The organism is Paenibacillus sp. 10L310 (assembly GCF_056395745.1).
In genome coordinates, this window is sequence record NZ_JBFTKC010000003.1 from 163,210 (window position 1) to 176,524 (window position 13,315).

The following is a 13,315-nucleotide window of genomic DNA, read 5'->3' on the forward strand; positions in this document are numbered from 1 at the left end:
CTAGCACAGGTCCCGTCTTTTCTGAAAGTAATGTAAACAGTTCAGGAACCTCTTACATGATTTTATCATACAGGCTACCCTAACGATTAGAGCATTTATATTCAAAATAGCCTTGTGCAGCTGCTTGTCTTGCGTCTGTAAACACCTCTTCAGCACGGTAACCATTACCACATGTGGAGGGGTAATAGTACTTGATACCCGTTAAAGAATCTACCCCACCTACGATGGCCGTTTTCTTCACAAGTCTGCCTCCACCGATCGCATAATTGTTGATCTTTTGGTCACCCACACCTATACCTTGGATAAAGGCCATAATCCCTGTATCGTTAATGGAGTTGTACCAATCTTCCTGCGCAATCAGGGGCATCGTAAACGTATAGGAAATACCGTTCTTTCTGGCAAACTCATTATGGCGGTTAATCACATCAGCCAGATCATCCTGAACAGCAGTCACAATCCGGCTTTGTCTAACTTGCTCAAATACGCTGGTATTCTGAAGTAAAGGAATCTGTGTGCTTGAGGCCAGTTCTTTTTGGAATCCCTCAATCCATTTCCCTGCGCTTGCGTCAAAGGCATATACGTAGTCGTCCAGTGTAAAGTTAATACTGTTACCATTAGAATCTGAATATGTATAAGGTTTCTTGGGACTCCACACTTGCCTTAAAGAATCTTCACGGTTACCTGTCAACTCTGTTTCTGTGGACAACATATAATAGCCATCATAATCCAGAATAACCACGGCAGGAATGTAATTAAACATGTTTCGAATAGCTGCAGGATCATTCTGAATCCCCATATTCAAAGCCATCGTCTGCGTAAATGTCAACAAGGCAAGCTCTTTGTCCGCTTTAACAAACTTGGTTGAATCATAACCTGCTTCATCATTTTGCTTCTCATTTTGATGCATCACTGCACCTGCATCCATGACTGCAGTTTGAAGTGCAGCTCTGTATCGTTGGCCAAGATATTGAGCCTCCTCGGCATCTTGCGTATGGAGTGAGATGATCCAGAAGAGCGGGAAAAAGATCAGCACGAATACAATGGAAAGCTCAGTAATCTTCATTGAGGACCATACCTCCGTATGTTACAAATACTGCTGAAGCCTGAACCGTGCCACTCAACCATTCACGAATGAGCATGGAAGGTGTACGATTTGTATTTTGGAGCGTCACGGTGAAAAAATCCCCTGTCGTCAACGTATATCTTCGGCCAGGATCATCAACCGGTATCACACCTGAGGATGGGAATAGTCTTTCTCGAATCTGAGCTGCATAATATCCATCCTGCACCACTTCATAGGTCCCGTTAAAACTGTTATTGTCCATCGGGTCTATATAGTGAGGTACATATTTCTTATGTAAATGTTCCATCGACACATCATACACATTGCCCGTCTGGGCCAGTTGCTCCTCAAAATCAGCCAACATTCGAGGTGAAATATACCCTTTCGTTCGGACAGCATCAACAAAACGTGTTACATTCTGAACAGCCGTCATACGTGCTATATCATCCTGCCGATCGGCTGTTTCAGCAGCTGGGTACACATAGAGCAGAAGGACTGCGAGCAATACGGCAAGCAGCTTGGATGCGGCATTAATCAATTCACACTCGCCTCCTTCCAAAAAACAATCTTGAGCAGTTCTCCAGTTTCATTTCGTATAAACTCTGGTCTGTAGGTGGCATCGAGCTGGACAGGAATCGTCGCTGTTTTGCTGACAAGTGGATCGATCACATACGAAGTTCCATCTACCTCCACAGGAATGCCTGTGCCTGTCATCTGTCTAACGGTATGCAACACTCCCGCTCCACTATACTGATACAGATTGGTGGTATGCAGTGTTGTTGTCAGCCGACCTTCCATGCCTGCTGTTGTCTGTACTCTGTCGTTCAAGGCCGCTGATAAAATCTTAACATTCTGTTGCCCGTACAGGCAGGCTGTCACAAACAGGACAACCGCCGTACAAAACAACATGAGATGCTGTGTATTCCTTGACATGTTAAACCAACTCCTGTCAGGATTGCTGGAAGATCAGCCCTCTTACCACGTTCGAACGGTCTTTTACGATAATGGCTTTGAATTTACCACTTGGATTGACATATTGATTTTCTTTTTCACTCATGGTCTGGTTAATAATCCCCACTTTATCGTCGGGTGCAATAACCGAGCCGTAGTCCGCATTATTGAGATCCTGTGAAATGTTTAATTGATTGCCGTACCATTGACCCGCTTTATTTTTACCTGTAATAACTTGAATACCGAACTGGTCCTTGTCCGCATATTTACGCAGCGCATTCGTTACCTGTGATCCACTGATGGTTGTTCCGTCATATACCGTAAATGCAGCCTGGGACAACTCGGTTTGGATATCAGCAAAATTGTTCTGGGCCGTCTTGGTTGCCTCCTGAGCCGAAATAAACAACAGAACTACAATTGTGATCAAAGCGATTGTTAAGAATATCCCTGCTGCCACCTTTAAAGCGCTTGATGCATTGTTCATGATAAATCCTCCCAAGTTATAAGTTATTAAACTATTTCAGACTGTCACACAGATGAATTGTGCTACAGTTTCTGAATTTGCTCATAATAAATGCTCATCTGTAAGAAACTCATACCGACCAATGGAATGACCAGATACAAAAAGATAAGGGCGTACATAGGTGTAAATCCGATGGTTCTGCCCCATGATGCTTTGACATCTATCATTTTGCTGTACTCCTGCTTGCGTTGTTCAAAATAAAATGCCATCATGCTCTCGAGATCATCGAAGGCTTCACGTATTGAGATTTTGCCAAGGGCAAGCTGTAATTTATCAACCAGTCGCTGGAACTCGGGCAAGCCCGCCTCTTCCTTTAATTGTTCAAGTGCAAGCTCTGGTCCATGTTCAAAATGCAACAAACATTTTTGCAGCGGGCGCTTGAAAATGACGGCAAATCGATTAAGCCACTCCAATATCTCCTCGACTGACATCCGGTCCATCTCACGTAAAATGGAAATCACTGTCTGGAATTGATAGATTTCATGTCGCATATCCAACCTTCGCATTTTCCGCTGAAATAACATGAGCCATACGGGCATGTAGTACCCCGCTGCACCCATGAGAATGGCTATAATCATTTCCCACCAGCGTACATATTGTTTGTTATATACCTCAAGTTTCTGCATAATGCGCGTGATGGTCTCATTCTGGGTATCATGGTCTAACTGAACTGGAGATAACTGCTGTAACGCTTTGGAGACTTCTTCGTATGTAGCTCCTCGGTTCATTTCTACACTTTCCAGCACGGATTGATCCAACGCTGTTTTTTCCTCAGCTTTCCTGAGATCCGCTTCAGCCATTGCACCAAACATTCGATCATCGCGGATTGGATCATACAAGATGTGGTTACGTTCAACCTGGTGCAACAGCAAGATGCAACCCATTGTAAGGACCAAACAACCTGCGAATAACAACACTCGTCGAATGGCAAGCCATTCGTATTTCAACTCTGAACTGCTCTCCCTCATGAGCCTTATCGTTTGACTGTACTGTGCACTGCCAGGTTTTGCTGCAAACAACATCGCCAATTTCCGTATGAAGATTTGCTTGTACAGAAACTGATCCAACCATGAATGCTTATGCCCTGACCGATAACGGGTCTCATCGTATTGCTGGAGTCTTTGCAGAAGCAAATAAGCAAGGATGATGATCACATAGATCGATATTTTGGTAACAAAACCGATTTTGCTGCGATAAAATTCATCCATCGTTGGGAAACTGACTCTAGCCCAGCGTTCGATCGGAGCGGTGAATAATACCGGAGCGAGCGCGATGATATTAAGTCCTTTGAGCAGGTAATCCAATTTATCACGCCGCAAAATCTCCAGATGAATCTCCTGAGTCAGATTACCAAGTCCCTTGAGATAGATAGACCCTTGTGCTCTGTCCTTATCCCCGAACTCCATGACCATATAGGAAACGCCTGCGAATCCTTTGAGAAAACGGTTGGGAGCCACTTCATAATAACGCTCAAGTGCTTCATTTGGATCTGGAGAAGTTAGAGCTTCGTAGATCAGTCTTACTTGTTCTGCTGCTTCTCCTGTACCTGCTTCAGCGGCTTCATAGAGCGCTTCCTCAACCATGCCATGCTGATGATACCGATGCCTTACATCTGCAAAGAGATCCAACATCTGCACCAGCAACCTTTTCTCCATACGACTAAGGCACATATCCAATACCAGGCTGTTTAGTACCACAGCACAGAGCACGGACAGTATTACAAAAGCGATACCCGGCTGCAGAAGAAACAGAATGACACTTATGCCGCCATAACCTCCAAGAATAATTAGAACCACTGTCATCGTCAGCCTGCGAAGTGAGGGCTCATCCCCAACATGGCGGAATGAAATACGTTTCTGCACCTGTAGAATATAAGCTGATAGCAATGGCACTTTCATTCCAAGACGGTAGGACTGCAACAAGATTGATCCCAGTCCTTTGAATCCCTTCCCGCTAGGAACAAAAATCACGCCGGATTGACTTGTTGAACCACCTCCTCTGTGACGTAACATACTTAAAACCAGAAGTGTAATCAGCAACCCCCCTGCACAAATACTTAATACGAGGAGCAGAATCCATTTAATTGTCATTCTGATCACCCCAGTGTTGCTTCATAAACTGTTCAAACTTCTCGGCATCCTTTAATGTCATCTGTTCTCGCATATCCACCATGCTTCCAGAAGAGATTGGAGCTGTTGCAACATACGCTCCATCTCTGTACTCCACAACATTATGAAATGTAAAACCTGCCCTCTCTTCCACGCTATCACCTTGATTCGCACGAGGAAGACACTCCGTAATTCGTTCGATATATCTTCGTCCTTCAGCATCTTTCTTCATATGAACATCGAAGTTGATTACACTCACAACCTGCTCCTCAGCAATATGCTCATGCTGGAACATACCTGTCTTGAGCAAGGAATTACGGAGGGAGAAGACCAGATCACGAAACGTTTTGGCATGGTGGGTAAACAGGGTGAACAGACTGGCAACCTGAGACATTTGAATCATCCATGCGGCCACCTCATCACTCGCAACCTCACCGAGAATATTGACGGTACCATCCGTTTTTTTCTGCAAATCAAGCCCTTGTTGACCTGAAATGTGTTCGGTTTCTCGGAAACTCAAAATATTACGCCGACTATAGATCCGTCTTAATTGAAGTTCAAACGCCATTTCCTGCACCCGAAGGGTGTACGATGCATAGATGTGTTTGACCATAGCCATAAGCAACGTTGTTTTACCAGAACCCTGTGCCCCGGTCACAGCTGTGATCCGGCTTCCTTTCATCAGGTATTGAAGCAATGTAATTGGCAGATCTGCGTTGTTACCCGTAATTAACTGTTCAAGTGAAGCATTCGGAATATCGAACTTCCGGACGAAGAACGCCCACGATTCTGCAAAAGGAGGTCTAACAACAACGACACGGGAGCCGTCTTTCATCTCGTTCACCTTGTATCCACTTGCTTCCGACAACTGTCCGGGGTAATTGTATTTGTATATATTCTGGCATACCCTTTTCAGTTCACGAATACTGCCGAAGGACAGAAAGGATAGATGAATGGACTTACCTTTATAGAAAATCCAGACACTTTCCATGCCGCTAAGCGGTTCTTCATGTGCATTATCCTCCAGTCCTTGATCCAGCAAATCATTCCATGATGCCGGTTTTCGAAGTCCCATATTATGAACAGCATCAAGCATACCGCTGACACCACCACTAACACCGTCAATACGTTGGTCCCTTATCTCATCAACAACCGAGAATCCTTTATAATGTTGGTAGATACGTTGCACGATGATATCCGTCTTTTCTCTGAATCCAAGCTCTCGATATTCGCACTCGAACACATACTGAATATCCTCCTCAGAGATATAATAACTTCCTCCATCGTCCGTACCTTCCTCCATTCTCAGTCTGCCAAGATCGTAGGTATCAATCATTCGGGAGAGTGCATCCACACCGAATTGCTGTCGGTACAGATAAAATACAATTTCGAATCGGTCCTGGATCGTCAGCAAATCTGGTTCTGCAAACAAAATAACTTCATCCACATTTGATTTGTTCAGCCCTATGCTTCGGGTCAGGAGATCCCCTATCAGATTTTTGACATACGTTTTGTCGCTGATACTGCCTGAGACACAGCCCTTCAGTGCTTTTCTCATCTCGGCACGCTGATTAATTCTTCGACGATATTCTTCTTCATGCAGACCCGCATCCGCGAGCTGACTATGACTAAGCTCATGAAGTGAGTTCTTCACCTTCTCAATCAACATGTCAATCGTGAATGATTCCTGTTCAGGAACACGAGCACTCTTTGCACGAAGAAACGTTCTATACTTGAACCAGATATAAGTCAGGCACAGAATCAAAATCAAACTTATCCATATGGTATTCCAGAGCATCGGAGGTTCACGCTCCCCTTTCCAGCCTCTTCAGAACTGTGCGCATACCTGCACCGTCCATAATCAGGCGAGCGAGTTCGCTCATGCTTGCAGCAAAACTCCCTTTACGAATATCCTTATCCTCAGTCAAACTTTCCAACTGCAAGTATCTAGCGACATCTCGCCGATTCATTGCATCCAAGTATCCGGTTGTGTACGGTATCGCAGACATCGTGCCTTTGTATCTGAACTGGCGCCGAATATTGGAAAGCGTTGCACGGGAATGCGAATCGTATTTGTTAATGACAACATGTATATTCTTATTGTTCATTCGTTCTGGCAGGATCTTTTCAAAGAACAACTCCAGATTTCGCATATTTTGATCGAGATTAATTACAACATAGTCCGCCAGCTGTAGCTTGAGCTGTGAATCAACACCAGCATGATCTGCATCCAGAAGAACCAGATCGTAATACTCGTTAGCTACATTTAGTAGCTTTTTCACTGTCTCACCATGTTCCTGCGGGGAACGTTCCATCTCATCAATTTTTCCGGTTAGGAAATCAAGTCTTTCCTTCAGAAGTGGCTTGGTATAATCCCTGAGATTGTGCTTATTCAGACTGCCGCTCGAATGCAGCCGTTCAATCGCATCCCAGCCACCCTCTTCAAAGGAGAACATAAAATCCGCTGAATCCGTATCTTTGGATGGTAGAGCAGCTTCTGTGCCAGTTCCTGCAAAGCCTGCATTAACAAGTAACACTCTTGTCCTGTAGTGAAGTGCCATCGCATAAGCACTAATTAATGTGCTTGAAGTGCAACCCGTTCCTGCAAAAGGGCTCCAAAAGGTAATGGTGCTCATGCTCTCATCCTCTCTGCTTCTTTCATCGCACGGCGACTGCGAACACTTTCCCAACCTGTTAACTGCTCGACCACGCGACACAACGACTTTTTGTAATTTCGTGACAAAGGTCCAAGATGAACTCGGCGATGATGCTCATTCTCAAGCTTAACCGCAGCTGTTAACTCATCCCAAGGAAGCACTAAGGATTCTCCTGTCCACACAAACGGACTGCCCTCCAGATACGCCCACAGATAACGAACTTCAAGCTTGCAGTCAACCCCGTTAATTAAGAGCCGCTGAAATGACAGCTCACCAGGTAATGACTGTTCTTCAAGCAACCGCTTCAACCATCCCTTACCACGTTCCAGATTGTAACGCTCATAATCACTCACCCAGACTCTTACATCAGCGGTTAGCCAGAGATTACGTGAAGCAAAATGCGAGGTCTCCATGTCATATAACACATAGTCATAACTGTCCAATCGCTCGCCATTTACTTCAAGATGATTCTCTACTGCTGCTGAAGTAACAAAATGACAAGCGATATCAAATCCTTCAAATTCCGTAATTCGCAAAGACTGCTGACTGTCACCTACACCGTACCCATACTTCTGCTGTAAGGTTCCATCTACGAGCAAAACCTTGTTGCCTGTCGAAGCCAGTATCTTGCAAAGATACAGCATCAGATCATTCTTCTCACATAAACCCGCAAAGATCCATGTATGCATAGATGTTACAACTCCTTTCTTTTTCTTAAACCCCTGTTATCTGAATTATTCTAAAGTAAACCTCGGATTTCGCTCTATTCTCCACCCGTTAGCAAGCTCTGTTGTTCTGTTTGTGAAGCATCAGCAGGATCATTTACGCTTCCAGAATTAGCTCCTGCTCCGTTTCCTGAACCATCATTCCACATCACTCCATCCGACGTTGCCGGATTATTTGATGATGGACGACTGTTATATGTAACTGAGGATTGTGCCACATCCTGTTCAACCCCTTTTGACGGTGCTGTCATGGAGGCGGCCAGTGAACTTTCAAGCGAACTTCGCACCTGTCTGGATAACTCCTGCTCGGCTCGTCGAACAATATTCGGATCACTCTCCAGCAGTTTTAACACTTCTGAATTGGCAGGATACGTCGCGATTGCAGGTGTCTGAAACTGTGGTTCTACATAGGTTAAGGCATAGATTGAAGCTTTATGTAAATAGGCATCTACAATTGCACTTGAGAGTGACAGAATTTCTTCCTCCGTCATCGTAATCCATAAGGTAGCTGCATTGAGTCGTTCCACTTTTTTCTTCGATAAGAGAACATAGTCTTGTCCGGTAGGGAATTGAATACGAACATCAATAATATCTCCCTTAACAAGTGAGGACGGCAGTAATACAACTTGCAGCTCTCGATTTCTTAAATCGGGAGGAGCCGGTACATCCTCATACACCATCTCGGTGGTAATGGCTGTTCCTTTTTTCAACTCTATTTTGGCCACTTGGCCTTCCATCTGCTTGGTACTGGACCAGAGGTTTCGCGGTGCTTGTGCATCCGGAACAGCAATGAGCTTCAGATCCTCCGGTAATATCGGTTCACCTGCTTCAATATCCCGAATCGTAACCCATCCTTGTGCTCCCGAATCCCATTGTTGCTTTAATTCAGCTTCCTTTTCCTCATATGCCGATAAATAACGGGCTTCTACAGCTGACCTGACATCCCCCATCGTTTTGACATTGTAAATAACATATCCTCCAAACACCAACCCTACAGCTCCTGCTCCGATAAGTCCGGCATAGATCAGTTGACGGCTTTGTTTTCTTAATTTAGACAAAAGAGGCTCTCCTTTCGTAATCTTCTAATCATGTACTTTCCTTCTTGAAAAGAATGAACGTTTCTTGGGCTGCTGTGCCATCATATGCATTAAAATATGTGAAAACACTTTATCCATCTGTGCGTCCTTGTCAAAAGGATCAATATGTAACGGCAGACCATATACACTCGATGTATCCAGAGCTTTACGAATGCGCTGAACAGCCTCACTTGCTGCCAGGGGCAGACAATATATCCATTTCTCTCGTGGATACCGATGATGTGATCGAACAAAAGCACCAATCTCCGCCTGTCTCCATTCGGCACCTGAGCCTATAACAATAGGTAGATCTGCACGCAGGAATTCTTCCAGCCGGTTCTGATCCTGACCACTACCGAGATCCATCACGATGAACTGATAACTCCCCCCAAGCAAAGACAAAATATCCGCTCGCCCGGATTGTTTCCAATAATGCACACCATCGACTGCAAACTGTCTGCCTGCTGGCACCGGTTTACCCGCTTGAGCGATTTGTTGAATCCTTGCAAAGGATTGAGAGCGAGGTGACATTTCAATCACAGCTACTTTGAAGTTTTGCCTTTCGAGATAATGACTGATAGCTATAGCCGTATGGGTAACCCCTACACCAGATGAAGCACCAGTCAGGGCAATAACTCTTGTTCCCCCATTCAAGGTCATCGTTGTATCTCCACCAGGCGTTGTTCCGCCGGGTATTCGTAGCAGTTCCTTCCGCACCTCATCGGCAGATTGGAATCGCTCTTCGGCATTATACCTTAACAGTCTTCTCGCCACAGGGATGTATGTCCGCGGAACATCACTCCGGATAGAGCTTTCCACACCCTGAATCCATTCCGTATACGCACCACTTGTCATAAGATACAGTAGCAATGCTCCGAGTCCATATAGATCTGAACGCGCATCGGTCTGACCCGCGCCATACTGTTCTGGAGCGGCAAAACCAGCGGTTCCCAACTTAACGGTATCTTCAGCACTTTGCGGTTTGTAACTTCTGGCGATGCCAAAATCAATTAATCTTACTTCATGTTCCGGCGTGATCATAATGTTTGATGGTTTCAGATCCCTATAGATCACAGGTGGATTCAGATTATGCAAATAACTCAACACATCCAGCAATTGAAGTACAAGCGCCGTCAACTGCTCCATCGGGATCTTCCCACGACACTGCTTGAAATACTCACTGAGCGTTAACCCTTCGATGTATTCCATCACCAAGTATGTGTACCCGTCTTCATCCGGGACAAAAAAATCAACAATTTGCGGCAATCTTGGATGGCGAAGTGATGTCAGAAGAGCGGCTTCCGTCTCCATACTGCCTTCATATGGCATAATCGTTACGCTTTCTTTAATTGCCCATATCTTGCCCGGCAACTTCAGATCTTCCGCCTCGTATACATGGCTCATTCCGCCTGTTCCCAGAATGGATACGATACGATATCTACCTCCCAGCAGGCTTCCGCGTTCCAGCCTGGCCGGATGTCTCATACCAATTCCTCCTTCAATACACAACAAAAAAGGGAAAGCTTCACCGAAGAAGAACAGACCGGATATCCGGTTTCGTTCACTTCGGGATGCTTTCCCTCAGGTTTGTTATGGTTAATATTGGTATCATTATAGTACAGGCAGGAATAGATTGTAAAGCACAAAATAAAATGAGCTTAATCGAATCAATTTCATAATGCCTTTAGCTACTTTAATTAAAGCTAGATCTCTTAATATTTGACCATATAAAGTGTAATCTCTTCCCGGTTATGGAACAACTGCTTGGAACGTTGAATCTGCATCCGCGAACGCTCAAACGTATCAATCACATCTTTAATGAGTGCGAGCGGTTTTTTATGCAATAACTTCACGGTAACAATCGCTGTTCCCCCAGGTTGCAGACTGTATAGAAGGTCTGATACAAGTCGGCTCATCAGCTTCGGACTCCAACTCATATCACATACGAGCAGGTCGAATTCTCCTTCGCGAAAACGAACATCCCCTGCATTCTTTTTCAAGAAAGTCAGTTTGGGTGATGCCAGCAGCGTTGGATCCATCTTCGCCGGATCTACCGCCGTTACTTCAAGCCCGCGTTCAAGCAAGAACGAGGTCCATCCACCTGGTGCTGCACCGATATCAAGTGCTTTATGAAATGAAGTAAAGTCAATGCCAAACGTTAGCTCGGCTTCAAGCAATTTGAATTTGGCCCGCGAGATCTGCCCATCTTCTTTTTGAAAACGTACGGCTCCCCCGCTCCAGTCTGACAAGTTCTGTTCAGGTCTGGATATGCCAGCATACAACATATCATTCGTTGCAAATACAGAAATGACATATTCAGCATCACGTACAACCCATTCACAGCCTAGCTCATCCAGCTTTTCAGTTAGCAGTTGCTTCAATGAGGCTGCATTTTCTTGCCAAAAGGCCCCTTCTGTCTTCCGTACCTGTAGCACGACAGAGGCACCGTTCAATTCCTTATGATTCAACACAAATGCAACCAATTTCTCAATAGACTGCTCCGAATCTTCAGTATTCTCCTGAAACTGAACAGGTTGAATATGACGTAAAAACGTTGGATACTCTGCCCACAGCTTATCTGCAACTTCTTCCTCAGCTACAGGCAGACCCGCAAGCAGTATTTCTCCTGGTACGAGTACCGTGCTCTTCACCGCACCAAACGTACGGCGCAACTCTTCCTGAGCATAAGGGGCAAAGCCATGATTGGCTGTGCAGATAAAACGGGAGAAGTTGCCTTCTTCCCAAGACGATTGTGTACTCAAATTGTGTTACCCTCCAGAACGTACGCGTATCCACGGACGAGCATTATCCCACTGGATATCGACCGGAACATCGTACGTATGCTTAATTGTATCTTGTGTCAAAACTTCATGTTTGGGGCCAGCTGCCGCAATACGTCCATCGCGGATCAAGGCCACATGTGTAAATAAAGGTACGATCTCTTCAACATGATGTGTTACATACACAACTGTAATGTTACGCTGGCGCAGACGATCAATTTCAGCCAGCATTTTCTCACGTTCATATAAATCTAGGCCGGCACAAGGCTCGTCCATAATCAGCAATTTTGGCTCGGCCATTAATGAACGAGCGAGCATGACTTTTTTGCGCTCCCCTTGGGATAACGTTCCAAGCGGGTTGTTAGCCAGGTTGGCAAAGCCCATGTCATCCAGCAAACTCATTGCCTTTGCTTTTACTTCATCCGGAATTGTCTGATAAAAACGCAAAAAAGCATAAGCTCCTGTAGCGACGACCTCCCATACTGGATCTCTGGGTGTGAGTTTCTCAATCAACGTTTGGCTGATATAACCGATTTCCTTACGTACTTCCCTGACGTCACATTGTCCATACAAATTACCGAGTACTTCAATACGTCCCTGGCTTGGAAACATATATCCGTTCATCATTTCCAACAACGTTGTTTTGCCAGATCCATTCCGACCCAAAATAACCCAATGTTCGCCTTGTTCAATGCGCAAATGTACGTCATCCAAAATTTGATTCTCTTCTCGTCTAAGTGAGACATGTTCCATCGAGATTATACTCATTTCAGCACCGCCTTCCGGATCTCCGAGAGCAGATGCTCCACAGAGCTCATCCGATAAACCATTTTTGGAACATCTTGCTGGCCGTCAAATAGCATCACTGCTGGAACGCTTGAAATTTTAAATTGTTGTACAAGTTCAGGAATGTCATGAATGTTCATTTCCAATAAAATACCTTCTGGTAGCATGTGCTCTACTACCTCTAACATACGGCGGGCTGCCGCACATGTCCCACATAAAGGGGTATATATAAATACAGCCTGTGGCATGCCTTCCCATACACTGCGCATTAACATTTTGGATGTAATTGGCTTCATTAGCTTTCTTCTCCCGCGGCAACACGTAGCATGACCTCACCCGTCATTGGCCCATTATGAATGGTTACCGAATCCGGTTTATTGCTATATAACATCTCGTACATCTGGCGTTTCCCAAACATACTGGACGTATGCAAATAGATCTCACGCGGAAATAAACCTTCTCGTACAATGGATGCCGCGACCTCACCGCCATTAGGCGAATCCGGACCAAGCTCATAATCCAGAGACAAAATGTCCACGTCACCTTCTCTTAGCAGCATCAGGCACTCTTCTGCATTCGTTGCCAGAACAAATCCTTTCGGACATGCCCGATAGTCATCCAAAAAAACATGCATACAATCGCTCCT

Annotated in this window: 14 protein-coding genes; all 14 read right to left on the minus strand. The window is 45.0% G+C overall.

Annotated elements, in window-relative coordinates; all coding sequences use genetic code 11:
- Positions 1–79: 79 nt before the first annotated feature.
- Positions 80–1,063, minus strand: coding sequence for a hypothetical protein (locus tag AC1DE7_RS09710; RefSeq protein WP_477534240.1), 984 nt, complete (start codon positions 1,061–1,063; stop codon positions 80–82).
- A complete protein-coding gene (locus AC1DE7_RS09715) occupies positions 1,050–1,601 on the minus strand; it encodes a hypothetical protein (RefSeq protein WP_338706303.1) in 552 nt (183 codons plus the stop codon). The genes AC1DE7_RS09710 and AC1DE7_RS09715 overlap by 14 nt, the downstream gene beginning before the upstream one ends.
- Positions 1,598–1,996: a hypothetical protein gene (locus AC1DE7_RS09720; protein ID WP_339282956.1), complete on the minus strand. Its 399-nt coding sequence runs from the start codon at positions 1,994–1,996 to the stop codon at positions 1,598–1,600. The genes AC1DE7_RS09715 and AC1DE7_RS09720 overlap by 4 nt, the downstream gene beginning before the upstream one ends.
- A 16-nt stretch (positions 1,997–2,012) precedes the next feature.
- Positions 2,013–2,498 (minus strand): hypothetical protein, encoded by a 486-nt coding sequence (locus tag AC1DE7_RS09725; protein WP_036673846.1) that lies wholly within the window; start codon positions 2,496–2,498, stop codon positions 2,013–2,015.
- Between the two features lie 62 nt (positions 2,499–2,560).
- Positions 2,561–4,627: a hypothetical protein gene (locus tag AC1DE7_RS09730; protein WP_445744885.1), complete on the minus strand. Its 2,067-nt coding sequence runs from the start codon at positions 4,625–4,627 to the stop codon at positions 2,561–2,563.
- Entirely contained in the window at positions 4,617–6,443 is a 1,827-nt protein-coding gene (locus tag AC1DE7_RS09735; protein ID WP_339282958.1) for an ATPase, T2SS/T4P/T4SS family, read from the minus strand. Before AC1DE7_RS09735 ends, AC1DE7_RS09730 begins: the two co-directional genes overlap by 11 nt.
- A gap of 7 nt (positions 6,444–6,450) precedes the next feature.
- Positions 6,451–7,281 (minus strand): CpaE/TadZ family protein, encoded by an 831-nt coding sequence (locus AC1DE7_RS09740; protein WP_076250218.1) that lies wholly within the window; start codon positions 7,279–7,281, stop codon positions 6,451–6,453.
- Complete coding sequence (locus AC1DE7_RS09745; RefSeq protein WP_339282959.1) at positions 7,278–7,991, minus strand: hypothetical protein; 714 nt, start codon at positions 7,989–7,991, stop codon at positions 7,278–7,280. The genes AC1DE7_RS09740 and AC1DE7_RS09745 overlap by 4 nt, the downstream gene beginning before the upstream one ends.
- Positions 7,992–8,065: 74 nt before the next feature.
- A complete protein-coding gene (locus AC1DE7_RS09750; RefSeq protein ID WP_076250215.1) occupies positions 8,066–9,085 on the minus strand; it encodes an SAF domain-containing protein in 1,020 nt (339 codons plus the stop codon).
- A gap of 24 nt (positions 9,086–9,109) precedes the next feature.
- On the minus strand, positions 9,110–10,588 hold the full coding sequence (locus tag AC1DE7_RS09755; protein ID WP_477534241.1) for a serine/threonine protein kinase: 1,479 nt from the start codon (positions 10,586–10,588) through the stop codon (positions 9,110–9,112).
- Between the two features lie 227 nt (positions 10,589–10,815).
- Positions 10,816–11,865 carry a 23S rRNA (cytidine(2498)-2'-O)-methyltransferase RlmM gene (locus AC1DE7_RS09760; protein WP_127547652.1) on the minus strand — a complete coding sequence of 350 codons (1,050 nt, stop codon included), beginning with the start codon at positions 11,863–11,865 and terminating at the stop codon, positions 10,816–10,818.
- A gap of 6 nt (positions 11,866–11,871) precedes the next feature.
- Complete coding sequence (locus AC1DE7_RS09765) at positions 11,872–12,651, minus strand: ABC transporter ATP-binding protein (RefSeq protein ID WP_370511415.1); 780 nt, start codon at positions 12,649–12,651, stop codon at positions 11,872–11,874.
- Positions 12,648–12,965, minus strand: coding sequence for a thioredoxin family protein (locus AC1DE7_RS09770; RefSeq protein WP_036613610.1), 318 nt, complete (start codon positions 12,963–12,965; stop codon positions 12,648–12,650). The genes AC1DE7_RS09765 and AC1DE7_RS09770 overlap by 4 nt, the downstream gene beginning before the upstream one ends.
- On the minus strand, positions 12,965–13,303 hold the full coding sequence (locus AC1DE7_RS09775) for a cyclic-phosphate processing receiver domain-containing protein (RefSeq protein WP_017688046.1): 339 nt from the start codon (positions 13,301–13,303) through the stop codon (positions 12,965–12,967). The genes AC1DE7_RS09770 and AC1DE7_RS09775 overlap by 1 nt, the downstream gene beginning before the upstream one ends.
- Positions 13,304–13,315: the final 12 nt, after the last annotated feature.